The 22,689-nt window shown below is 68.2% G+C and carries 23 protein-coding genes; 11 read left to right on the forward strand and 12 right to left on the reverse strand.

The window, feature by feature from the left end:
- Positions 1 to 10: 10 nt before the first annotated feature.
- From LMQ14_RS17425 to LMQ14_RS17435, 3 genes are all read right to left on the reverse strand, one after another.
- Positions 11 to 661, reverse strand: a complete 651-nt coding sequence (locus tag LMQ14_RS17425) for a hypothetical protein (RefSeq protein WP_267730790.1) — start codon at positions 659 to 661, stop codon at positions 11 to 13.
- A 190-nt stretch (positions 662 to 851) separates the two neighbouring features.
- Positions 852 to 1,781: a cytochrome c oxidase assembly protein gene (locus LMQ14_RS17430; RefSeq protein WP_267730791.1), complete on the reverse strand. Its 930-nt coding sequence runs from the start codon at positions 1,779 to 1,781 to the stop codon at positions 852 to 854.
- Positions 1,782 to 1,804: 23 nt separating this feature from the next.
- Positions 1,805 to 2,179, reverse strand: coding sequence for a DUF732 domain-containing protein (locus LMQ14_RS17435; RefSeq protein ID WP_267730792.1), 375 nt, complete (start codon positions 2,177 to 2,179; stop codon positions 1,805 to 1,807).
- Between the two features lie 87 nt (positions 2,180 to 2,266).
- Here LMQ14_RS17435 and LMQ14_RS17440 point away from each other — a divergent pair, with 87 nt between their 5' ends.
- Positions 2,267 to 2,875: a hypothetical protein gene (locus LMQ14_RS17440; protein WP_267730793.1), complete on the forward strand. Its 609-nt coding sequence runs from the start codon at positions 2,267 to 2,269 to the stop codon at positions 2,873 to 2,875.
- Positions 2,876 to 2,882: 7 nt separating this feature from the next.
- Here LMQ14_RS17440 and LMQ14_RS17445 read toward each other — a convergent pair whose 3' ends face one another.
- Complete coding sequence (locus LMQ14_RS17445; protein ID WP_267730794.1) at positions 2,883 to 3,209, reverse strand: DUF732 domain-containing protein; 327 nt, start codon at positions 3,207 to 3,209, stop codon at positions 2,883 to 2,885.
- A gap of 167 nt (positions 3,210 to 3,376) precedes the next feature.
- Here LMQ14_RS17445 and LMQ14_RS17450 point away from each other — a divergent pair, with 167 nt between their 5' ends.
- Both LMQ14_RS17450 and LMQ14_RS17455 read left to right on the forward strand, forming a co-directional pair.
- A complete protein-coding gene (locus LMQ14_RS17450; RefSeq protein WP_267730795.1) occupies positions 3,377 to 3,901 on the forward strand; it encodes a hypothetical protein in 525 nt (174 codons plus the stop codon).
- Complete coding sequence (locus LMQ14_RS17455; protein WP_267730796.1) at positions 3,889 to 4,437, forward strand: GNAT family N-acetyltransferase; 549 nt, start codon at positions 3,889 to 3,891, stop codon at positions 4,435 to 4,437. The genes LMQ14_RS17450 and LMQ14_RS17455 overlap by 13 nt, the downstream gene beginning before the upstream one ends.
- Here the strand turns inward: LMQ14_RS17455 and zapE are convergent.
- On the reverse strand, positions 4,415 to 5,473 hold the full coding sequence (gene zapE / locus LMQ14_RS17460; protein ID WP_267730797.1) for a cell division protein ZapE: 1,059 nt from the start codon (positions 5,471 to 5,473) through the stop codon (positions 4,415 to 4,417). The two genes, LMQ14_RS17455 and zapE, sit on opposite strands and share 23 nt — an antisense overlap.
- Before the next feature lie 34 nt (positions 5,474 to 5,507).
- Between zapE and LMQ14_RS17465 the strand changes: the two genes are divergently transcribed.
- From LMQ14_RS17465 to LMQ14_RS17485, 5 genes are all read left to right on the forward strand, one after another.
- Entirely contained in the window at positions 5,508 to 6,287 is a 780-nt protein-coding gene (locus tag LMQ14_RS17465) for a pyrimidine reductase family protein (protein WP_267730798.1), read from the forward strand.
- 19 nt (positions 6,288 to 6,306) lie between these two features.
- Positions 6,307 to 7,887 (forward strand): alpha/beta hydrolase, encoded by a 1,581-nt coding sequence (locus LMQ14_RS17470; protein ID WP_267730799.1) that lies wholly within the window; start codon positions 6,307 to 6,309, stop codon positions 7,885 to 7,887.
- A 20-nt stretch (positions 7,888 to 7,907) separates the two neighbouring features.
- Complete coding sequence (aftC, locus tag LMQ14_RS17475) at positions 7,908 to 9,218, forward strand: arabinofuranan 3-O-arabinosyltransferase (RefSeq protein ID WP_267730800.1); 1,311 nt, start codon at positions 7,908 to 7,910, stop codon at positions 9,216 to 9,218.
- Positions 9,215 to 9,640, forward strand: coding sequence for a peptide-methionine (R)-S-oxide reductase MsrB (gene msrB, locus LMQ14_RS17480; RefSeq protein WP_420714534.1), 426 nt, complete (start codon positions 9,215 to 9,217; stop codon positions 9,638 to 9,640). Before aftC ends, msrB begins: the two co-directional genes overlap by 4 nt.
- 287 nt (positions 9,641 to 9,927) lie before the next feature.
- Complete coding sequence (locus tag LMQ14_RS17485; RefSeq protein WP_267730801.1) at positions 9,928 to 11,208, forward strand: amidohydrolase family protein; 1,281 nt, start codon at positions 9,928 to 9,930, stop codon at positions 11,206 to 11,208.
- Here LMQ14_RS17485 and LMQ14_RS17490 read toward each other — a convergent pair.
- Genes LMQ14_RS17490 through hemE form a run of 4 tightly spaced genes read right to left on the reverse strand, consistent with a single transcriptional unit; the run spans position 11,205 to position 15,077 of the window.
- Positions 11,205 to 11,957 (reverse strand): class I SAM-dependent methyltransferase, encoded by a 753-nt coding sequence (locus LMQ14_RS17490; protein WP_267730802.1) that lies wholly within the window; start codon positions 11,955 to 11,957, stop codon positions 11,205 to 11,207. The two genes, LMQ14_RS17485 and LMQ14_RS17490, sit on opposite strands and share 4 nt — an antisense overlap.
- Positions 11,954 to 12,649: a hydrogen peroxide-dependent heme synthase gene (hemQ, locus tag LMQ14_RS17495; RefSeq protein WP_267730803.1), complete on the reverse strand. Its 696-nt coding sequence runs from the start codon at positions 12,647 to 12,649 to the stop codon at positions 11,954 to 11,956. The genes LMQ14_RS17490 and hemQ overlap by 4 nt, the downstream gene beginning before the upstream one ends.
- 5 nt (positions 12,650 to 12,654) lie before the next feature.
- Positions 12,655 to 14,031 (reverse strand): protoporphyrinogen oxidase, encoded by a 1,377-nt coding sequence (locus LMQ14_RS17500; RefSeq protein ID WP_267730804.1) that lies wholly within the window; start codon positions 14,029 to 14,031, stop codon positions 12,655 to 12,657.
- Positions 14,028 to 15,077 carry a uroporphyrinogen decarboxylase gene (gene hemE / locus LMQ14_RS17505; RefSeq protein WP_267730805.1) on the reverse strand — a complete coding sequence of 350 codons (1,050 nt, stop codon included), beginning with the start codon at positions 15,075 to 15,077 and terminating at the stop codon, positions 14,028 to 14,030. Before hemE ends, LMQ14_RS17500 begins: the two co-directional genes overlap by 4 nt.
- 98 nt (positions 15,078 to 15,175) lie before the next feature.
- On the opposite strand from hemE, the gene LMQ14_RS17510 reads away from it, so the two are divergent.
- From LMQ14_RS17510 to LMQ14_RS17520, 3 genes are all read left to right on the forward strand, one after another.
- The gene (locus LMQ14_RS17510; RefSeq protein WP_267735569.1) at positions 15,176 to 15,970 is read left to right on the forward strand and encodes an enoyl-CoA hydratase/isomerase family protein; all 795 of its coding nucleotides are present in this window, start codon (positions 15,176 to 15,178) and stop codon (positions 15,968 to 15,970) included.
- A gap of 132 nt (positions 15,971 to 16,102) precedes the next feature.
- Positions 16,103 to 16,738 carry a DUF3000 domain-containing protein gene (locus LMQ14_RS17515; RefSeq protein WP_267730806.1) on the forward strand — a complete coding sequence of 212 codons (636 nt, stop codon included), beginning with the start codon at positions 16,103 to 16,105 and terminating at the stop codon, positions 16,736 to 16,738.
- Between the two features lies 1 nt (position 16,739).
- Positions 16,740 to 18,044: a ribonuclease D gene (locus LMQ14_RS17520; RefSeq protein WP_267730807.1), complete on the forward strand. Its 1,305-nt coding sequence runs from the start codon at positions 16,740 to 16,742 to the stop codon at positions 18,042 to 18,044.
- On the opposite strand, the gene dxs is transcribed toward LMQ14_RS17520, so the two are convergent.
- The 3 genes from dxs to LMQ14_RS17535 are packed head-to-tail and all read right to left on the reverse strand — an operon-like array spanning position 18,041 to position 22,687.
- The gene (gene dxs / locus LMQ14_RS17525; RefSeq protein WP_267730808.1) at positions 18,041 to 19,954 is read right to left on the reverse strand and encodes a 1-deoxy-D-xylulose-5-phosphate synthase; all 1,914 of its coding nucleotides are present in this window, start codon (positions 19,952 to 19,954) and stop codon (positions 18,041 to 18,043) included. The two genes, LMQ14_RS17520 and dxs, sit on opposite strands and share 4 nt — an antisense overlap.
- A 37-nt stretch (positions 19,955 to 19,991) precedes the next feature.
- Positions 19,992 to 21,455, reverse strand: coding sequence for a cation:proton antiporter (locus LMQ14_RS17530; RefSeq protein ID WP_267730809.1), 1,464 nt, complete (start codon positions 21,453 to 21,455; stop codon positions 19,992 to 19,994).
- Positions 21,452 to 22,687 (reverse strand): class I SAM-dependent RNA methyltransferase, encoded by a 1,236-nt coding sequence (locus LMQ14_RS17535; protein WP_267730810.1) that lies wholly within the window; start codon positions 22,685 to 22,687, stop codon positions 21,452 to 21,454. The genes LMQ14_RS17530 and LMQ14_RS17535 overlap by 4 nt, the downstream gene beginning before the upstream one ends.
- Between the last annotated feature and the right edge of the window lie 2 nt (positions 22,688 to 22,689).

Consider the following 22,689-nt stretch of genomic DNA (forward strand, 5'->3'; position numbering starts at 1 on the left):
ATTTAGTGGGTTAGCCGGGCAGCCCGGCCTTGATGGCCGCGTCCTGCTTGCGCGCCACATCCAGAGCAACCTCCGCCGGCACCGGGTCGTTCGGCGCGCTCTCGAACTCGATAAGCGCGACGACCTTGCCCTCGCCGAAGATCACCGACGTCTTCGCCTTGCTGCCGTCGGGCGAGGGCCCCGAAACGATCGTGCCGCCGACGCCCACGTCGGCCGGTGCCGGCGTCGCACCCTTGATCGCGCCGTTCTGCGGGTCGACGTAGGACTTGGTGAGCGAGTCACGGTCCTTGTCCGCCGCGCCGGGGTCGGGATAAACCAGCAGCGAGTCGGTGACGCTGCGCGAACCGGCCTGGTTGGTGAACACACCCTCGATGCCCGGCGCCGGGTCGGTGAGCGGCCGCGTCTTGGGCGGGTTGAAGCTATCGCCCGGCACCACGATGTCGGTGGCCTTGATCAGCAGGCCGCTGTAGTCCGTAGGCTGCGCGGCACCGCTGGTCGACGTCGATGCGGCCGACGAGGACGTCGCGGACGAACTCGTGGTCGACGATTTCGATGACGACGACGGGCTGGGCGACTTGTCGCCGCCACACCCCGTGACCGCTACGCCGACCACCAGCGTGGTTGCCGCCAGACCCGCTGCGGCCACCGATACCTTCTTCACGATTGACTCCCTTGAGTGTCGTCCCGATTTGCTAGCGTCTCGCGCAACATAGCGGATCCTGGGTGAGCTGGAAATGAATCACCTTCAACAATTCCCCGATTAACAAACCACACCGCGGCGCCGAACGCTACCGCCAGGGCATCGGTCGCATTGCGGGAATCCGAACGGCGGTCGATGGCTTGCCGGGCGCTCAGCCCCGGCGGAACCGTTCGCGCATTTGCGGGTCGTTCTCCCACCACAGCCCCGAGGGGGCGGCCTGTTCGCTCTCGGCGGCGTCCGTGCGGTCCAGCTCGGCATCGACCTGGACGGCGTTCGCCCGTTCGTCGCGTGACAACGCGCGCATCAACAGCAGCACGAACGGCAACCCGACCACATCGCCGAGAATCCACAGCACCCCGGCGCCGATGGTCTGGTCGAGCCGCTGATCCGGACCCCAGGAGCGGTGCAACGCCGAGTAATACGCCGAGGCGATCAACGAGCCCTGCCAGATGACCAGCCCCAGCAGCCCGTCGCCCAGCGTCTCGGCGACCGAGATCAGCAGCGAGATCAGCTGCGGGTATCTGCGGGGCACCGGATCGGATTGCAGTCGGGCGTAGAAGTAACCAAACCCTATGACTACCAATACTATTCGGGTAGGCACGCCGATCCACTCGTGTTCCAGGGCCGCCGTGTACCAGGGCGTCAGGTAGAGCAGCCAAGGCGTGGCGAGCATCGCCAGCGACGTGGTCAGCGGGTGCACCAGCACGCGGGCCCAGCGCGTCCCCAGCACCCGGTCGATGCGCTCACGGCCGACCGCGTCGCGCAGGACGGTGATCGGCCTGCCCTGCGCGAGGAAGAACGGCACCACATACAGCAGTAGCAGTACCTGCAGCGCACGCATCCAGAACAGCAGGTAGGCGTAGCTGCCGATCGCGCCGACGGTGGCCAGGGCCCAGAGCACCATGCCGACGCCGAAGCATCCGGCCTGCGCCGATCCCACAGCTCGGGTGTCGGTTCGGGTCCGCCGGTAGCACCAGGCGTACGTGACCGCGATCAATACGATCGCGGTGGCCGAGGTGGGATCCAGATACCAGGTCCGAACCAGGGCGCCCCATGTCAGCGGGCCCGGATCAATGGGCATAGCCCCCAGGGTATTGCCGCCGCTTAGTTGCCGGCCGCGCCCTCGGGCTTGGGGCCCCGACCCTCGCCGGTCAGGTAGTGGGGGCAATACGAACCGGCCGCGATGGCCGTGAACTTCGCCGCACCGTTATCGGCAAATCCGGGATTGTGCAGCTGGAGATTGTTGACGATTTCCTGGTCCGAATGTCCCGTGTCGACCAGCTCACACACCGTCTTGCCGACCGATATCGCGGCGGCCGGGTCCTGGAAGGTGAGCCCGGCGTCCTTGAGCTCCTTGAGGAAGGCGGCGTCGGCCGCCGGGTCGGGCGGTGGGCTGGGGCTCGGGCTGGGGTCGGCGTGGGCGGGAACCGCCAGGGCAATTGTGATGGCGACGCTGAGCAGCATCATGAGGCGACTCATAGCTCCACGATCCCAGAGATGCGTCCGATGTGCATCCCGCCTAGTCTCCCGCGCGGCACGGCTTCAGATGGTGTTGGCTAGGACGACGTGGCTGCCATCTTGATTGTTCTCGATGTCTTTGTCGGCATCATCGCCGTGGTCGGGCTGATTTTCACCTGGAATCGGCTGCGCGGGCGCCGCAGAAGATCGGGCGCCAAAGGCGTCGTCCTGGTCGTCGATCGCCTCACCCCGCGCCGAAAGAATATTGTCCGCCTGCAAGTGAGCCTGCGGATGGTCGGACCGACCGTGCGCTACGAGGTGGGACTCGATCTCGAAGCGGACGGCAACCCATTCGACGTGTCGACGCCCAAGCCGGAGATACGTCCGTCGATGGGCTGTGAGGACGACGAAATGTCTTGGGGTTTCGAGCTTTCCGAAGACGAGCTGGACAACGTCTGGATCGTCGCCTCGTGGATGGCCGCCGAAAACGCCGACCTCCAGATGGCCGCGATCGCGTCGAATCTGGGCACGGCGGAAACCTACGAATGGCGGTGGGCGGCCGACTGGCGCATCTCGGGCGCCGGCCACTGGCGCAAACGACGAAGCCCGACGACTCCCCCACGCAGCATGGTGGGCATGGGGCCGCTGGAGCTGGGCCGGGCACCCGGGCGGGGGCGCGCAGCGCGACCCACGGCGGACCCCGAAGAACAGGACTAGCGCGCCGCTACTGTGGGCCGCTGGTGGCGGTGGTGTGCGGCAGCGCGCTGGGGCAGTAGGCAGTGGCCGCGATTGCCGCGAACTTGGCGGCGTTGTCCTCGCGCAGGCCGGGGTTGCGATCTTCGACGGTCTTGACGACATCGACCATCTGCGTGCCCTGACCGACCGCTTGACACACCCACTTACCCGCCGCGATCGCCCGGGCCGGATCCGGGAAGGTGACACCGGACGCCTGCAGCGCGGCAAGGAATTGATCATCCATCGGATCGGCGTACGCCGGGGCGGCCGTGCCGACCATGGCGACGGCGCTTATCAGCAGCAGGATGCGTCTCATAGCCTCCTGATCGTCGCAGACCAGCGGCAAACTCGCATCCCACTCTTGCGCGCCGCCGACAAATGGCGCGCCGCGACCGACCGAGCGCTGGTCACGACGGCTGACCAGGGTCGTCGACGCCGTCCAACCCCTCCCGTTCGGCGGAGTCGGTGTGCAATTATTCGAGGATGCGCCGCTGGCTGATCGTCCTGTCGACCTGGCTCGTCGCCGCCGCGAGCGTCACCGCGGCCGGCGTTGCCGCTCCGCGCGCGTGGGCGGGGGACGCGCCGATCGGGCACATCGGCGACACCCTGCGGGTGGACACCGGCACCTACATCGCCGACGTCACCGTCAGCAGCGTGGCTCCCTGCGACCCGCCGCCCGGGTTCGGCTACACCCGCAGCGGCGTTCCGATCAAAAGCTTCCCCGGCAGCACCCCCACCCGCGCCGACGTGGCGGTCCGCGCGATCCAGGTGCCCAACCCCTACGTCATGGCGGCCGCGTTCAGCTTCGACGGCGTGACTCCGTTCGCCGACGCCTACAAGCCGCGCGCCAGCGACGCACCCGACGCGCTGGACAACGTGCTCGGCAACGCGCCGAACGGCGCGATCGTGCGCGGCGGGGTGTATTGGGACGCCTACCGCGATCCGGTCTCCAACGTCGTGCTGCTGGACCGCAAGACCGGCAGGCACCTCGCGCAGTGGAACCTCTGACACTGGCCATCCAGCGCGTCGCGACGGATTCCGTCGACGTTACAGAGCTGGCTAGCGTTGCGGCCCTTACCTTTCCACTCGCATGCCCGCCCACGGCGACGCCGGAGAACATCGCGTCCTTCGTCGACGCCAACCTGACGCCCGCCCGCTTCGGCGACTACCTCACTGATCCGAACCGGGCGATTCTCACCGCGCGGCGCGACGAGCGAATTGTCGGTTACGCCATGGTTGTTCGCGGGGTCTCCGACGACGCCGGCGTGCAGCGAGCGGTCGACATCCGGCCGGCCGCCGAGCTGTCCAAGTTGTATCTGCTACCCGACTACCATGGCAGCGGGGCATCGGCGGCGCTGATGGAAAGTGCGCTGGCGGCCGCCGCCGACTGGAACGTGCGCTGCGTGTGGCTTGGCGTCAGCAAGGCAAACCAACGCGCACAACGCTTTTACACCAAGAGCGGATTTAAGATCAATGGCAGCAGGACGTTTCAGGTGGGCGATCACCTCGAAAATGACTACGTCATGATTCGCGAGGTTGGGTAGCCGCGGCGGTCAGCGCCAACAACCGTGAGGTGGCCCGCAGGTACTTCTTTCGGTAGCCGCCGGCCAGCATCTCTTCGCTGAAGATGGTGTCCAGCTTCGCGCCGGACGCCACCACCGGAATGCCGGCGTCGTACAGGCGATCGGTCAGCGACACCAGCCTCAGCGCGACGTTCTGATCGTCGATGCCGTGCACGCCGGTCAAGAACACCACCGTGACACCCTCGATCAGGCTCAGGTAACGCGACGGGTGCATGGTCGCCAAATGCGCGCACAGCGCATCGAAGTCGTCCAGCGTCGCCCCCGCCACGCCGGCGGCGCGCTCGACGACCTCGTCGTCGGACAGCGGCTGCGGCGCGGGCGGCAGACCGCGGTGCCGGTAGTCCGGGCCTTCTATCCGCACGGTGGTGAAAATGCTTGCCAGCGTGTTGATCTCACGCAGAAAATCCTGAGCGGCGAAGCGGCCCTCGCCCAGCTGCTCGGGCAGCGTGTTGGAGGTCGCGGCCACCGACACTCCCCGCTCGACCAACGACGACAGCAGCCGCGAGACCAGCGTGGTGTTGCCCGGATCGTCGAGTTCGAACTCGTCGATGCACACCGCCGTGTAGTCGGCCAACAGGTCGATGCATTCGGCGAAACCGAACACCCCGGCCAGCTGGGTCAGCTCGCCAAACGTCGCGAACGCCTTTTCGCGAGGGCCGGGCAACTGGTAGTAGGCCGAAGCCAGCAGATGCGTCTTGCCGACCCCGAAGCCGCCGTCCAGGTAGACGCCCACACCGGGCAGCAGCGCCCGTTTGCCGAACAGCTTTCGCCGGCCCGCGCGGCGCTCGGTGGCCTGACGGCAGAAGTCCTGACACGCCACCAGGGCGGCGGCCTGCGTCGGCTCCGCGGGATCGGGGCGATAGGTCCCAAAGCTCACGTCGGCGAACGTTGGGGGCGGCCGTAATTGGGCGATCAGCCGTTCCGGCGACACGCTCGGATGCCGATCGACCAGATGCTGCACGCGCCCGGAACCATCCGCCGACGTGGACCCGTGCATGCGAAAACTCTAGCGGCGTGCTGCAATCGTCCTCATGCCCGACGCTGGCACCGGCAGAGCCGCCGAGATTCCACTGACCCTGCTCGGGTCGGGGCGCGAACTCGACGACGGCGAACTCCCCCAGCTCTACGCCTACCCGGACGGGGACAAGACCTGGGTACGGGCGAATTTCATCACCAGCATCGACGGCGGGGCCACCGCCGACGGCAAATCCGGGTCGATGGCCGGGCCCGGCGACCGCGTCGTCTTCAACCTGCTGCGCGAACTCGCCGACGTGATCGTCGTCGGCGCGGGCACCGTGCGGGTCGAGGGCTATTCCGGAGCGCAGCTCGGCGTCGCCCAGCGCCAGCAGCGGCAGGCCCGACAGCAAACCGAAGTCCCGCAATTGGCCATCGTCACCAAGGCCGGTCGACTGGACCGGGATTTGGGGGTGTTCACCCGGACCGAGGTGGCGCCCCTGGTGCTCACCTGCACGGCCGCCGCCGACGAGACCCGCCGCCTGCTGGGCGACCTGGCCGAGGTCGTCGACTGTTCCGGCAGCGATCCGGGCAACGTCGACGAGACCGCGCTGCTGGCGATCCTGCGGGGGCGCGGCTTGCGTCGCGTGCTGACCGAAGGCGGGCCGATGCTGCTTGGCTCGCTGATGCAGCAAGACCTGCTCGACGAGCTGTGTCTGACGATCGCGCCGTATGTCGTCGGCGGGCTGGCCCGGCGCATCGCGACGGGCCCCGGCCAGGCGCTGACCCGGATGGACTGCACCCACATCCTGACCGACGACGCCGGCTATCTGTACACGCGCTACGTCCGGGCATAGCCGGGCGAAACAGCGCGGCATGGCTACTGTGGTCGGCATGAGTCGGCACTTCTGGTCCGCGACCACCCTGGTCGCGGTCACCGCGCTGCTGACCGCGTGCGTTCCGGGCCTGGCCGCCGACCCGCGCTTCGCGACCAATGCCGGTGCCCGGCCGCAGGGCGCGGCCCCGACGAAGCCCCCGCCCGCCGGTCCGCCACCGATCGCCGCCCCCAAGAACGACTTGTCGTGGCACGACTGCACGTCGAAGGTGTTCAACGACGCCGGCGTCCGCAACGCCCCCTCCGGTGTCCGGCTGGATTGCGCGACCTACGACGCCGACCTCGACCCGGTCAACGGCGGATCGGGAACCGTGACCGTCGGCGTGGTGCGCGCCCGGTCGAACCAGACTCCGAACGACGCCGGCCCGGTGGTCTTCACCACGGGCACCGACCTGCCGTCGTCGGCGCAGCTGCCGGTGTGGCTCTCCCGGGCGGGCAACGATCTCGTGGCGGCCCACCCGATCGTCGCCGTGGACCGCCGCGGAATCGGCATGTCGAGCCCGATCGACTGCCGGGATCACTCCGACCGCCAGGCGATGCGCGATCAGGCGCAATTCCAGAGCGGCGACGACCCGGTCGCGAATCTGTCCGACATCTCCAACACCGCCACGACCAGCTGCACCGACGCCATCGCGCCGGGCGACAGCGCCTATGACAACTCGCATGCCGCCTCGGACATCGAACGACTGCGCAGTCTCTGGGATGTGCCCTCGGTCGCGTTGCTCGGCATCGGCAACGGCGCCCAGGTCGCGCTGGCCTACGCGGCGTCGCGGCCGGACAAGGTCGCCCGGCTGATGCTCGACTCCCCGATTGCGTTGGGGGTCAACGCCGAAGCGGCCGCCGAGCAACAGGTCAAGGGCCAGCAGGCCGCGCTCGACGCCTTCGCCGCGCAATGCGTCGCGGTGAACTGCGCGCTGGGTCCCGACCCCAAGGGCGCCGTCAGCGCGCTGCTCGCCGATGCCCGGGCCGGCAGGGGGCCCGGCGGTGCCTCGCTGGCCGAGGTCGTCAACGCCATCACCGTCGCGCTGGGCTTCCCGTCCGGCGGCCGCGTCAACGCCACGACGAGCCTGGCCAACGCGCTGGCCGCCGCCCGCTCCGGCGACACCAACCAGCTGACCAGCCTGATCAACCACGCCGATGCCACCCAGGACACCGACGGTCAGTTCGTCAACTCCTGCAGCGACGCGATCAACCGGCCGACCCCGGACCGCGTTCGTGAACTCGTGGTTGCCTGGGCCAAGCTCTATCCGCAGTTCGGCACGGTCGCCGCGCTCAACCTGGTCAAGTGCGTGCACTGGCCCACGATCTCGCCGCCGGCACCGCCCAAGGAACTCAAGGTCGACGTCGTGTTGTTGGGCGTGCAGAACGACCCGATCGTCGGCTCCGAAGGCGTCGCCCAGACGGCGGCCACGATCATAAACGCCGGCGCGGCCAGCCGTCGGGTGATGTGGCAGGGCATCGGCCATGGAGCCAGCATCTATACGCCTTGTGCGGTCCCGCCGCTGGTCGGCTACCTCAACAGCGGCAAGCTGCCCGCAACCGACACGTACTGCCCCGCCTGATTCTCCGGTCCGGCGCGCCGGTGTACGGTGCGCTGGTGACGGCAGCTGATTCGACTCGATCCGGCTTGCGCGACCGGGCGCTGGCCGCGTTCAGCCCACCGACTGGCCCGCCTAGTACGGCGACAATCCTGCGGTCGGTGCTGTGGCCGGTGGCTGTCATGTCGGTGTTGCACCGCAGCATCATTCTGACCCTCAACGGCAATATCACCGACGACTTCAAGCCGGTGTACCGCGCGGTGCTGAACTTCCGGCACGGCTGGGATATCTACAACGAGCACTTCGACTACGTCGACCCGCACTACCTGTACCCCCCCGGCGGCACCCTGCTGATGGCGCCCTTCGGCTACCTGCCCTTCTCGCCATCGCGCTACCTGTTCATCCTGATCAACACCGTCGCGATCCTGATCGCCTGGTACCTGCTGCTGCGGCTGTTCAAGTTCACGCTGTCCTCGGTGGCCGCGCCCGCCCTGCTGCTGGCGATGTTCTGCACCGAAAGCGTGACCAGCACGCTGGTGTTCACCAACATCAACGGCTGCGTGCTGCTGGCGGAGGTGCTGTTCTTGCGCTGGCTGTTGGACGGGAAGGTTAGCCACCAGTGGTGGGCTGGGTTGGTAATCGGCCTGACGCTGACGCTCAAACCCGTGCTGGCCCCGCTGCTGTTGCTGCCCCTGCTCAACCGCCAATGGCGAACGCTGGTGCCCGCTTTCGTCGTGCCCGCCGTCATTAACGCGGTCGCCTGGCCGCTGGTCAGCGACCCGATGGACTTCGTCACCAAGACGCTGCCCTACATCGGGGGCGTCCGCGATTACTTCAACAGCTCGATCGAGGGCAACGGCGTGTATTTCGGCCTGCCGACCTGGCTGATCGTGTTCCTGCGGCTGCTGTTCACGCTGCTGGCGATCGGCGCGGTGTGGCTGCTGTACCGCTATTACCGCACCCGCGATCCACTGTTCTGGTTCACCAGCTCATCGGGCGTGCTGCTGTTGTGGTCGTGGCTGGCCCTCCCGCTGGCCCAGGGCTACTACTCGATGATGCTGCTCCCGTTCTTGATGACGGTGGTGCTGCAGAACTCGCTGATTCGAAACTGGCCGGCCTGGCTCGGGATCTACGGCTTCATGGCGCTGGACGACTGGCTGATCTACCGATACATGCGATATGGCCGCGCGTTGCACTACCTGAAGATCACCTACGGCTGGTCGCTGCTGCTGATCGTCGCGTTCACCGTGCTGCTCTTCCGGTACCTGGACGCCAAGGCCGACGACCGGCTGGACGACGGGATCGATCCGCCCTGGCTGACGGCCGAGCGTGAACGAGCTAGCGTGGATGCATGACTTCCTCCGACGTGTCGCAGCCCAAGGTGCAACTGTCTGACGACGAGTGGCGCAAGAAACTCAACCCGGAGGAGTTTCAGGTACTGCGTCGGGCCGGCACCGAGCGGCCGTACGTCGGTGAGTACACCGACACCAAGACCCAGGGCGTCTACGAGTGCCGGGCCTGCGGGGCGGAGTTGTTCCGCAGCACGGAGAAATTCGACTCGCACTGCGGCTGGCCGTCGTTCTTCGACCCGGCCAGCTCGGACGCGGTGATCCTGCGCCCCGACCACTCGATGGGCACCACGCGCACCGAGGTGATCTGCGCGAACTGCCACAGCCACCTCGGTCACGTGTTCGCCGGTGAGGGTTACCCGACGCCGACGGATCAGCGGTACTGCATCAACTCGATCTCGCTGCGCCTGGTGCCGGCCGAGGCTTAGCGTTTCCCAGCCGTCACAAGAATCGGTGGACATGCCGATCTGCCCGCCTCTGAGCGACAATCCCCCGCGGCACCCATGCTTCTCCGCGGCGCCCATGCTTCTCGCCGGCCGCTGCGAACCCGGTTGTCGCTGTGAGGCGGGCAAAAACCCACTGGCCTCCGCTGGTGACAGATGTGACGGATAGCGGCTTGCCGGCCGACCCGTCGCACGCTTTCGTGGCGGCGTCGGCTGCTGTACCGTTGCCCCAACGGTAAGGGTGTACAGCTACGGATCGGGAAGTGGCGAACATGACCAAAGACGACATGATCCTGATCAGCGTCGACGACCACATCGTCGAACCGCCGGACATGTTCAAGAATCACCTGCCTAAGAAGTACGCCGAAGAGGCGCCGCGACTGGTGCACAACCCAGATGGCAGCGATAGCTGGCAATTTCGCGATGTGGTGATTCCGAACGTGGCGCTCAACGCGGTGGCTGGCCGGCCGAAGGAGGAGTACGGGCTCGAACCGCAGGGGCTCGACGAGATCCGGCCCGGGTGTTGGCAGGTCGATGAGCGGATCAAGGACATGAACGCGGGCGGGATTTTCGCCTCGATCTGCTTTCCGACATTTCCCGGGTTCGCCGGCCGGCTGTTCGCCACCGAGGACCCCGAGTTCGGCCTGGCCTTGTTGCAGGCCTACAACGACTGGCACGTCGAGGAGTGGTGCGGGGCGTATCCGGCCCGGTTCATCCCGATGTGCCTGCCGGTGATCTGGGACCCCGAATTATGCGCGGCCGAGGTGCGGCGCAACGCCAATCGTGGCGTGCACGCGCTGACGTTCACCGAGAACCCCGCGGCGATGGGCCGGCCCAGCTTTCACGACGACTACTGGACGCCGCTCTGGGAAGCCTTGGTGGACACCGACACCGTGATGAACGTGCACATCGGCTCCTCCGGAAAGCTGGCAATCACCGCGCCCGATGCACCGATGGACGTGATGATCACGCTGCAGCCGATGAACATCGTGCAGGCCGCCGCGGATCTGCTGTGGTCGGCGCCGATCAAGAAATACCCCGACCTCAAGATCGCCCTGAGCGAGGGCGGCACCGGGTGGATCCCGTATTTCCTGGAGCGGGCCGACCGCACCTACGAGATGCACTCGACGTGGACGCACCAGGACTTCGGCGGCAAGCTGCCCAGCGAGGTGTTTCGCGAGCACTTCTTGACGTGCTTCATCAGCGACGACGTCGGAATCCAGCTGCGCCACCAGATCGGCATCGACAACATCGCGTGGGAGGCCGACTACCCACACAGCGACTCGATGTGGCCCGAAGCGCCCGAACAACTGTGGGATGTTCTCGGCGGGCACGGTGTCCCGGAATCCGACATCGACAAGATGACGCACGAAAACGCCATGCGTTGGTACTCGTTCGACCCGTTCTCCCACCATCCGCGCGAGCAGGCCACGGTGGGCGCGCTGCGTCGCGCGGCCGAAGGCCATGACGTGTCCATCCGCGCGCTGAGCCATCACCAGAAGGGCGACCGGGTCACGAACGCTTTGGCCGAAGCGACCCGCGGCAACGCTTAGTCGACGCGGGTGGCGTGGACTTCCCAGAACGGGGCGTGCACCCGCCCATTGACCAGCCAGGGTTCCATCGCGCGGAACCGTTTCAGCATGTCCTCCGCCTGCTCGGCCATATCGGGATTGCGCGCGGCCATCATCTCGATGCTCTCCGCGCTGATGTTGACCTGGTAGGTGGTGGTGCCCAGATAGGTGATCTCCCAGCCGCCGGCCGGCAGCACGTCACGAAAGTCCTTCTCGGACAACGACCGCATCATCGTGAAACCGTTGACGTCGTGCGCGCCGAACTCGAACATATACAGCCGCGCACCCGGCTTGGTTGCCCGCCGCAGCGCCTGCGCGTACGTCTGTGCAAGCTCGGGCTCGCTGCTGAAGGTGTGATAGAACGCGCAGTCGACGACGGTGTCGAACCGGTTCTCCAACCCTTCCAGCTTGGTGGCGTCGGCCAGCTCGAAATTCACTGACACACCGGCTTTTTGGGCGTTATCCCGGGCCCGCTCCAGGGCGGTCGCCGACCCGTCGATGCCGGTCGCCGAGTACCCCTTGGACGCGTAGTAGATCGCGTGATGCCCCGGGCCGGTGCCCGGGTCGAGCACCTCACCCTTGATCGCGCCCAGCGCGACCAGCTGCCGGACCACCGGCTGCGGACCGCCGATGTCCCACGGCGTCGCGGCGGGCAGGCCATGCGACGTCCGCTCGTCGCGGTACATCTCCTCGAAACGGGTGGGATCGTTCGGGTCGAAATCGGTTGTCATGGCAGTGAATTCACCAGCTGCTCGATCGGCACCCGCGGCCCGGTGAAGAACGGGGTCTCCTCGCGGGTGTGCCGCCGGGCGTCGGTCGCGCGAAGTTCGCGCATCAGGTCGACGATGCGGTGCAGTTCGGGTGCCTCGAAAGCCAGGATCCATTCGTAGTCGCCGAGCGCGAACGCCGGAACCGTGTTGGCGCGGACGTCCTTGTACTCACGCGCGGCCATGCCGTGCTCGGCCAGCATGCGGCGGCGTTCCTCGTCGGGCAGCAGGTACCACTCGTAGGACCGCACGAACGGATACACGCAGATGTAGGCGCCGGGCTCCTCACCGGCCAGGAACGCCGGAATGTGGCTCTTGTTGAACTCCGCCGGCCGGTGCAGCGCCACGCTGCTCCACACCGGCGCGCTGACCTGGCCCAGGGCGGTGGTGCGGCGGAAGTCGGCGTAGGTGGCTTGCAACGCTTCGACCCGCTCGGCGTGCGTCCAGATCATGAAGTCGGCGTCGGCCCGCAAACCCGCGACGTCGTAGAGGCCGCGCACCACGACGCCGCGTTCTTCCTGCTGCTTGAAAAACCGGGTCGCGTCGTCGATTACGGCGTCGCGCTGCTCACCGAGCTCACCGGGTTCCACCGAGTACACCGAGAACATCAGGTAGCGAATCGTCGAGTTGAGAGCGTCGAAGTCGGTCTTGGCCATGAGACCTATCGTGCCACTTCCGTGTCCGCAACCTCGACGGCCCTGATCACCCGCTCAACGGCCTTACCGGCCGCGCCGATACAGGCCGGCACGCCGATCCCGTCGAGGTAACTGCCCGCCACGGCGATCGTCGCCGGCAGACCGGCACGCAAATGCGCGACGACGTCGGCGTGGCCCGGCCCGTACTGGGGCATCGCCTCGATCCACCGCTGCACGCGCGCATCCACCGGCTCGACGGCCAGCCCGAACACGGTGGCCAGGTCGTCGACCGCCCAGGCCAGCAGCTCCCCGTCGGAGGCGGTGGCGGCCAGATCGTCGCCGAATCGCCCGAACGACAGCCGCAGGAATTGCAGGTCGTGCCGGATGCCCCATTTGCGCGACGACAAGGTGATCGCCTTGCCGCGCAACTGCTCACCGCTGGCCGCCAGCACACCGGAGCACTCCGGGAACGCCGTGTCGCCCGGCACGGCGAGCGCGACCACCACCGACGACGCGCTCTCGATGCGGCGCGCCGCGGCGTACGTCTGTGGAGCCACACGAGAGATCAGGCGCGCCAGCCGCGGGGCGGGGATGGCCAGGATCACCGCGTCGGCATTCCACTGCGCGCCGGTGTCATCGCGCAACGCCCAGCCCTGCCCGGCCCGGTCGAGCCGGTCCACCGCGGCCCGAACCCACCGCGGCCGGCCGCGCTCGACGAGCTCGTCGATCAGCACCTGATAGCCGCCGTCCAGCGCGCCGAACACGGGCGCGCCCGTAGCCGGCGGCAACCCCTGGCGGACCGCGTCGGTCAAGCTGGTGGCGCCGCGATCCAGCGCCGCCGCCACGCTGGGGGCCGCCGCCCGCAGCCCGATCGTGGCCGCCGAGCCCGCATACACCCCGCTCAGCAGCGGGTCGACGGAACGCGCCACGGTCTGCTCGCCGAACCGGTCGCCCACCAATTCCGCCGCGGCCGGGTCGCTTCCGGGTTGCCAGTCCAGCGGGCGACCCGGCTCGGCGTCGATGCGCGCGACGGTGGCGTCGTCGACCAGTCCGGCCACCGACGCCGCCGACGAGGGAATCCCGACGACCGTGGCCGCCGGCAGCGGGTGCAGCTCGGCCTGGCTGTAAATCAGCGGGCGGGCGCCGGTAGTGCCTAGTTGACGATCCGACAGGCCCAGCTCGGCCAGCAGTGCCGGCATCTCGGGCCGGCGCAACACGAATGCCTCGGCACCCAGGTCCACCGGCCGTCCGCCGAGCTGCTCGGTGCGCAAGATCCCGCCGAGCCGCTCCCCCGGATCGAACAGCGTGATGCTCGCGTCGTCCCCGGCCGCCACACGCAGCCGGTAGGCCGCGGTTAGGCCGGAAATACCGCCGCCCACAACACAATACGACCGGGGGGTCATAGCGAGTGGACCAGTGACACCAGGTCGGTCAGCACGCCGGGGTCGGTCTCGGGCAGCACGCCGTGACCCAGGTTGAAGACGTGGCCCGCCGCACCGGCGTCGACAGCGCGGCGGCCATCGTCGACGACGGCGCGCGCCGCACGTTCCACCACCGGCCAGCCCGCCAGCAACACCACCGGATCGAGGTTGCCTTGCAACGCCGTGCCGGACCGCACCCTGGCGGCGGCATCGGTGAGCGAGGTTCGCCAATCCACCCCGACGACCGTCGGGCCGGCTTCGCCCATCGCGCCCAGCAATTCGGCCGTCCCGACCCCGAAATGTGTCATCGGCAGCCCGTGTTCGGCCAACGTCGCGAACACCCGGGTGCTGTGCGGCAGCACGTATTGGCGGTAGTCGGCCAGCGACAGCGTTCCCGCCCACGAGTCGAACAGCTGGATAGCGTCCACCCCGGCGTTGATTTGGCCGCGCAGGAATTCCACGGTGAGATCGGTCAGCTTCGACATCAGCGCGTGCCAGCTGGCCGGTTCGGCCAGCATCATCGCCTTGGTGCGGGCGTGGTTGCGGCTGGGGCCGCCCTCGACCAGGTAGGACGCCAGCGTGAAGGGCGCACCGGCGAATCCGATCAGCGGCACCTTGCCCAGCGCGTCGACCAGCAGCGAAACCGCCTGGCAGATTGGCTGAATTGCGTGCGGTTCAAGGGGTTTCATCGCTTCGATGTCGGCGTCGGTGCGGATCGGGTGTGCGATCACCGGTCCGACATCGGGGACGATGTCCAATTCGATGCCCGCGGCCCGCAGCGGAACCACGATGTCGGAGAACAGGATCGCGGCGTCGACGTCGTGGCGCCGGATGGGTTGCAGGGTGATTTCGCAGACCATCTCGGGCTCGAAGCACGCCCCCAGCATGCTGGTGCGTTCGCGCAGCGCCCGGTATTCGGGCAGCGAGCGCCCGGCCTGCCGCATGAACCACACCGGCACCCGGCCGGGTTTGCGGCCGGTGACGGCGGCCAGGTAGGGCGATTCGGGAAGCTCGCGACGAGTGCTCATCGGTCTCAATGCTGCCACTGTGCTGGTCTCAAGGCCGGGCGGCACCCCTGGAGCACCAGGCCATGCTGCGTAACATCAACCCGGTGTCAGTCGCACCGATCTCGGTCAATTACGACGAATTCCCCAGCCTCCGCTTTGAGCGCGGCGACAACGGTGTCCTCACGGTGGTTCTCGACGCTCCCGGGCTGAACTCGGTCGGGCCACAAATGCACCGCGATCTCGCCGACGTTTGGCCGGCCATCAATCGCGATCCCGACGTGCGGGCCGTCCTGATCCGTGGTGAGGGCAAAGCGTTTTCGTCCGGCGGCAGTTTCGACCTGATCTCGGAGACCATCGGCGACTACGAGGGCCGGATTCGCATCATGCGCGAGGCCCGCGACCTGGTGCTCAACATCGTCAACTTCGACAAGCCGATGGTCTCGGCGATCCGGGGCCCCGCCGTCGGCGCCGGCCTGGTGGTGGCGCTGCTCTCGGACATCTCGGTGGCCGGGCGAACCGCCAAGATCATCGACGGGCACACCAAGCTCGGCGTGGCGGCCGGCGACCATGCCGCGATCTGCTGGCCGCTGCTGGTCGGCATGGCCAAGGCCAAGTACTACCTACTCACCTGCGACACCCTGCTCGGCGAGGAAGCCGAGCGCATCGGCCTGGTATCCCTCTGTGTCGACGACGACGAGGTGCTCCCGAAGGCAACGCAGGTCGCCCATGATTTGGCACAGGGAGCCCAGAACGCGATCCGGTGGACAAAACACAGCCTTAACTACTGGTATCGCATGTTCGCGCCCGCCTTCGAGACGTCGCTCGGCCTGGAATTTTTGGGTTTCAGTGGTCCCGACGTGCAAGAAGGCCTGGCCGCGCATCGGGAGAAACGACCGGCCCGATTTAACGGCTGAACAACCGTCTGAGCAGGCTAAACGGCGATTGATGACGACGTGACACAACCAGGTAACAGCTTGGTCGCGACGGGTTTGGAAATCGGCGCGCCTGTCGCGGCGTGTCAGGCGATAGGTCTAGCGTCGAACGCTGTGACCCGCGCATACGACGATGCGGAGCGGGAGCGACGAGGAGGAGTTGCGCCAGTGACCTCAGTCGAACCGGCCCCATTCCGCGAGGCGGTGGCGGCCATGAACGCCGTGAACGCCCGGCCGGAGATCGAGCTGGGCCCGATCCGGCCGCCGCAACGCCTGGCGCCCTTCAGCTACGCGCTGGGGGCCGAGGTGAAGCACCCCGACCTCGAGATCGTCCCCGAGCGGTCGGAGGGCGACGCGTTCGGCCGGCTGATCCTGCTCTACGACCCGGACGGCGCCGACGCCTGGGACGGCACCACGCGTCTGGTCGCCTACATCCAGGCGGACCTGGACTCCACCGAGGCCGTCGATCCGCTGCTGCCGGAAGTGGCGTGGAGCTGGCTGGTCGACGCGCTGGAGGCCCGGACCGACCAGGTCACGGCACTGGGCGGTACCGTCACCGCCACCACCTCAGTGCGCTACGGCGACATCTCCGGGCCGCCGCGCGCCCACCAGCTCGAGCTGCGGGCCTCGTGGACGGCGACCACACCCGCCGTCGGCGCGCATGTCGAAGCGTTTTGCGAGGTGCTGGAGCACGCCGCGGGACTCCCGCCGGCGGGAGTCACCGACCTGAGCTCGCGGTCACGCGCCTGACATGGGCGAACCGGCGGACCCTAGGCCCGACGGCACCGCGCCCGACAGCAGCGCGCCCGGCAGCGCCGAACCCGAACCCACCCCGCTGCTGCACCCGGCCGAGGGCGTACCCGAACTCTCGGTGACCGTCGGCCAGATCGCGGACGCCGCACAATTCCTGGACAGCGGGCGTGGGCCGTTTGCGGTGGACGCCGAGCGGGCGTCGGGTTTCCGCTACTCCAACCGCGCGTACCTGATCCAGATCCGGCGGGCCGGTGCCGGGACCGTGCTCATCGATCCGGTCAGCCACGGCGCGGATCCGCTGACGGCGCTGCGGCCCGTCGCCGAGGTGCTGGGCACCGACGAGTGGATCCTGCACGCGGCCGACCAGGATCTGCCGTGTCTGGCCGAGGTCGGCATGCGCCCGCCCGCGCTGTACGACACCGAGCTCGCCGGGCGCCTGGCCGGATTCGAGCGGGTGAACCTGGCGGCGATGACCGAACGGCTGCTGGGGCAGGGCTTGGTCAAGGGTCATGGCGCGGCCGACTGGTCCAAGCGGCCACTGCCCGCAGATTGGCTCAACTATGCGGCGCTCGACGTGGAACTGCTGGTCGAACTGCGTGCGGCGATCGCCGCGGAGCTGGCCGAGCAAGGCAAAACCGATTGGGCTGCACAGGAATTCGACTATTTACGCAGCGTGGGAAGCAGGGAGGCCACGCCGCGGCGCGACCGCTGGCGGCGCACGTCGGGCATCCATAAGGTGCGCGACCGCCGGGCCCTGGCCGCGGTGCGCGAACTGTGGACCACCCGCGACAACATCGCCCAGCGCCGCGACATCGCGCCGCGCCGCATTCTGCCGGATTCGGCCATCATCGAGGCCGCGATCGCCAATCCGAAGACGGTCGAAGACCTGGTCGCGTTGCCGGTGTTCGGCGGGCGCAATCAGCGTCGCAGCGCGGCGACGTGGCTGGGCGCGCTGGAAGCGGCCCGCAAGAGTCAGGACCCGCCGGAAGACGCCGAGCCGCCGAACGGCCCGCCGCCGCCGGCGCGGTGGAGCAGGCGCAAACCGGAGGCGGCCGCCCGGCTGGAGGCGGCCCGGGCCGGGCTGTCGGAACTGTCGGAGCGGGTGAACATTCCGTCCGAGAACCTGGTTTCGCCCGACCTGGTGCGGCGACTGTGCTGGGACTGGGCGGACGCGCCCGACCCGGTCGAGGCCGTCGAAGAGTTCTTGTGCACCGGCCAGGCGCGGGCCTGGCAACGCGAGCTTGTCGATCCCGTGCTGGCGACCGCGCTACAGCCGCCACCCAAGCCCGAGCCCGAGGGCTAGTCGAGGTGCTCGCGGATCTCCGCTTCGGACTCCGAACTGCCCAGGGCGGCAACCCAACCGGTGATCCGTCGGGCCACGCCCTGGTCGGTCAGCCCGAGATCGGCCAGCACCTCACCGCGTGAGCCGTGCTCGTAGAACTCCTGATCCAGGCCGACGTCGCGGCACGGGATGTCGATCTCCGCGCGGCGCAGCGCGGCCGAAACCGCTGACCCCACACCGCCATTGACGCCGTTGTCCTCACATGTGACGAGCAGTTTGTGCTGCACCGCCAGTTCGAGAACACCCTCGGAGACCGGCAGCACCCACCGCGGATCGATCACGGTCACACCGATCCCCTGGTTATGCAGCCGCTTGGCCACCGCCAGCGCCATCGAAGCGAACGCACCGACAGCCACCAGCAGCACATCGTGGTTCAGCCCGTTGGCGGGCACCGCGAGCACATCGACTCCCGACCGTTGCTCTACGGCCGGAATATCTTCGCCCACATCGCCTTTGGGGAACCGCAGCGCCGTCGGGCCGTCATCCACCTCGAGCGCCTCGCCGAGTTCTTCGCGCAGCCGGGTGGCGTCGCGCGGGGCGGCCACCCGCATGCCGGGCACGATGTTCAGCATCGACAGATCCCACATGCCGTTGTGGCTGGCGCCGTCGGAACCGGTGACCCCGGCGCGGTCGAGCACGAGGGTGACGGGCAGCTTGTGCAGCGCCACGTCCATCATGATCTGGTCGAACGCCCGGTTGAGGAACGTCGAGTAGATGGCCACCACCGGGTGCATCCCACCCATCGCCAGCCCGGCCGCCGACGTCATCGCGTGCTGTTCGGCGATGCCGACGTCGAACAGGCGGTCCGGGAACCGTTGCCCGAACGCCGTCAGTCCGGTCGGACCGGGCATCGCCGCCGTGATCGCCACGATGTCGCGGCGCTTTCTGGCGTATCCGATCAGCGCCTCGGAGAAGGTCGCCGTCCAGCCCGGGCCGGGGATCTTGGTTGCCTGGCCGGTGGTCGGGTCGATCGGTGCCGTGGAGTGCATCTGTTCGGCCTCGTCGGCCTCGGCCGGGGCGTAGCCCATGCCCTTGCGGGTGGCGACGTGCACAATCACCGGGCCGCCGAAGCCGCGGGCCCGGCGCAGCGCGGCTTCCACGGCGCGTTCGTCGTGACCGTCGACCGGGCCGACATACTTCAGCCCGAGGTCGGTGAACAGCAGCTGCGGGGCCAGCGAGTCCTTGATGCCCGCCTTCACGCTGTGCATGAAGTGGTAGCAGATCTCGCCGATCAGCGGCACCGCCCGCACCACGTCACGGCCCTTTTCCAGCACCTGTTCGTAAGCGGGCTGCAGCCGCAGCATGGCCAGGTGATCGGCGACACCGCCGATCGTGGGTGCGTAGCTGCGGCCGTTGTCGTTGACGACGACGATCACGGGGCGACGGGAGGCCGCGATGTTGTTCAGCGCTTCCCAGCACATGCCGCCGGTCAGCGCGCCGTCCCCGACGACCGCGACCACGTGCCGGTTGCGGTGCCCGGTCAGCTCGAACGCCTTGGCCAGGCCGTCGGCGTAGGACAACGCCGCACTCGCGTGGCTGGACTCCACCCAGTCGTGCTCGCTCTCGGCGCGCGACGGATAGCCCGACAGGCCGCCCTTTTTGCGCAGGGTCTCGAAGTCCTGGCAGCGGCCGGTCAGCATCTTGTGCACGTAAGCCTGGTGGCCGGTGTCGAAGATGATCGGGTCGTGTGGTGAGTCGAACACCCGATGCAGCGCGAGCGTCAGTTCGACCACGCCGAGGTTCGGTCCCAGATGGCCCCCGGTCGCAGCCACCTTGTGGATCAGGAACTCGCGAATCTCCTGAGCCAGATCGCGAAGTTGCTGTTGCGAAAGGTACTGCAGATCAGCGGGGCCGCGGATCTGTTCGAGCATCAGGTCAGTCTACGCAGCCGAGGCCGGATCTAGCCTCCTACGAGGGGCCGAACAGGTCGACCAGGGTGTCCCGAAGTTCGGGATCGGCCAGGACGACGACCTCGTCGCCGGCCTCCAGTTCGGTGTCACCCCGCACCGGCACCAGGCCGGTGGCGCGGACGACGATGCTCACCCAGATATCTCCGGCATGGTCACCGAGACCCTCGATGGTGCACCCCTCGGCAACAGACCCCGAGGCGACGCGCAGCCGATGGACCCCCTCGGGTTCGTCCTGGAGCCGGACACCTATCTCCCATGGCTGCGTCTCGACGGTGCGCATCGGCAGGCGCAGCAGTTGTGCGATCCCGGGCACGGAGCTGCCTTGCACCAGAACGGAGAAGACGACGACGACCACCACGATGCCGTACAGACGCTCGGCGTCGGCGACGTGGGCGGCCCGCAGGAACTCGCCCAACAGGATCGGCACCGCACCCTTGAGCCCGGCGACAAGGATGAAGGTGCGTTCGTTTCGCTGCAGCCGGACCGGAATCAGGCATGCGCCCACCGCGATCGGCCGAATCACCACGGTCAGGGCCACGCCGAGGATCAGCCCGGGAATCCACACGTCGGGATGGGCAAGCACGTTGAGATCGACGGTCAAACCCAGTACGGCGAACGCGACGATTTCGGCCAGACCGGCCAGGGCGGCGTGGAATCGCTTGATGTCGGGTTTGTAGGGGGCGCGAGCGTCGCCGATCACGATGCCGGCGACGAACACCGCCAGAAATCCCGAGCCGTGCGCGAGCGTGGCAATGCCGTACAGCATCAGGCTGGATGCCAGCGTCCGCAGCGAGTAGAGGCCTTCACTCGGCAATGCCACCCGCCGCATGAACACGAGCAGGGCGCGGCCGCCGACGACGCCGACGACCAGGCCGATCGCCATTTGCAGAACGAATTGGACTCCCACACTGGCGAAGCCGGCCGCGCTGAGGCCACCGGCGGCGATCAGGCTGCCCATCAACGAGATGCCGACCGGATCGTTGGCGCCGGACTCGCCCTCCAGGATGGTGCTACTGCGACCGGCAATCTCACGCTTGCCCAGGACGGAGAAGACCACGGCCGGATCGGTGGGAGCTACCGCGGTGGCCACGAGTACCGCAGGGAACCAACCGATTCCGCACGCGTAGTGCAGCACGACTGCCGCGCCGGCGGCGGTCAGGGCGGTGCCCACGACGCCGACCGACAGGATGGGGAAGACCGCCGCGCGGAAGCGCGCGAGCCCGATGTGCATTCCGCCGTCGAACAACACCAACACCAACGCGATGGTGATGATCCGCTCGACGTTCGGCTCGGACGGCGACTGCACCGCGGGCACGGCGTGCACGGCCACGGCAGCGCCGACCAGCACGAGCAGGGCGACCGGGATTTTGACTCGCTCGGTCAGCCGGTTCGCCAACACCGCAACCAAACCGACGGCACTGCAGAACAAGACGATGAGTGCGTAGCGGACTGTCTCGTTCACGATGACGGCAATCCGCCTGCCCGGGTCAGCAGCGCCACGCACTCGGTGTGATGAGTCAGCGGGAAAGCATCGAACACCTTGATCTTCTCGACGGCATAGCCATGACCGAGGTACAGGCCGATATCACGAGCGAAAGACGCTGCCTCGCAACCGATATGCACGATGCGCGGAACCCCGGCTGCGGCCAGCAGGTCGATCACGTCGCGCCCGGCACCCGATCGCGGCGGGTCCAGCACCGCCACGTCGGCGCCGGCTTTTTGCATCGACACCGCGCGCCGCACCGAATCGGTGACGATGTCGAGCTGCGGCAGATCAACCAGCGCGGCCCGCGCGGCACGCGTCGACGCGCGGGAGGTGTCGACGGTGAGGACCCGCCCGGACTCCCCCACCGCATCGCCCAGGGCGGCGGCGAAAACCCCCACACCGCCGTAGAGATCCCACACGCTCATGCCGGCGCCGGGCTGCGCCCAGTCGGCGACCAGGCCGCTGTAGACCCGCGCCGCATCGCGGTGCGCCTGCCAGAACGCGGTCACCGGCACCTCCCAGCTGCGCCGCCCGACGCGCTGGGTTGCCTCGTAGTTGCCCTGCACCACATTGGTCGTCGTTCGCCCGCCCTGGCGCAGGGTGCGCACCACATGCCGGCGTCCGTCGTCGTCGACGGCGACGTGCAGCTGCGCAGTCGGAGACAAATCGGCCGCCGAACAGGCCTGGGCCAGCCCGTCCAGCATTCCCGGCGGCAACTGCGCGCAGCGCAGGTCGGTCACCAGCTCGTCGCTGTGGTAGCGGTGAAACCCGGGGCGGGCGTCCGCGCCCACCTCGAGGCGCACCCGGGTGCGCCAGCCGGTCGGGCCGGAATCCGAAAGCGGTTCCGCCTCACCGCTCCAGCGATGGCCGCCGAGGCGCTCCAACTGGTTGGCCACGACTTGCGCCTTGAGCATCCGAACCGCCTCCGGGGCAGCGAATGCCAGATCACAACACCCGGCGCCATCGACCCCCGCGATCGGACACAGCGACTCGGTCCGGTCCGCCGATGCCTCGAGGACTTCGACAACCTCTGCGTGCCAATAGGATCCGCGGTCCGCGGTGACCCGCACCCGCACCCGTTCGCCGGGTAAGGCGTAGCGCACGAATACCACCCGGCCTTCGTGGTGGGCCACGCAGCTGCCGCCATTGGCGGGGGCACCGGCAACCAGCGTCAGCTCCCCGGGTGACGGCGACGGCTCGGCACTCATAC

Origin of the sequence: Mycobacterium sp. Aquia_213, from assembly GCF_026625985.1 — a bacterium.
Classification (GTDB): Bacteria; Actinomycetota; Actinomycetes; order Mycobacteriales; family Mycobacteriaceae; genus Mycobacterium.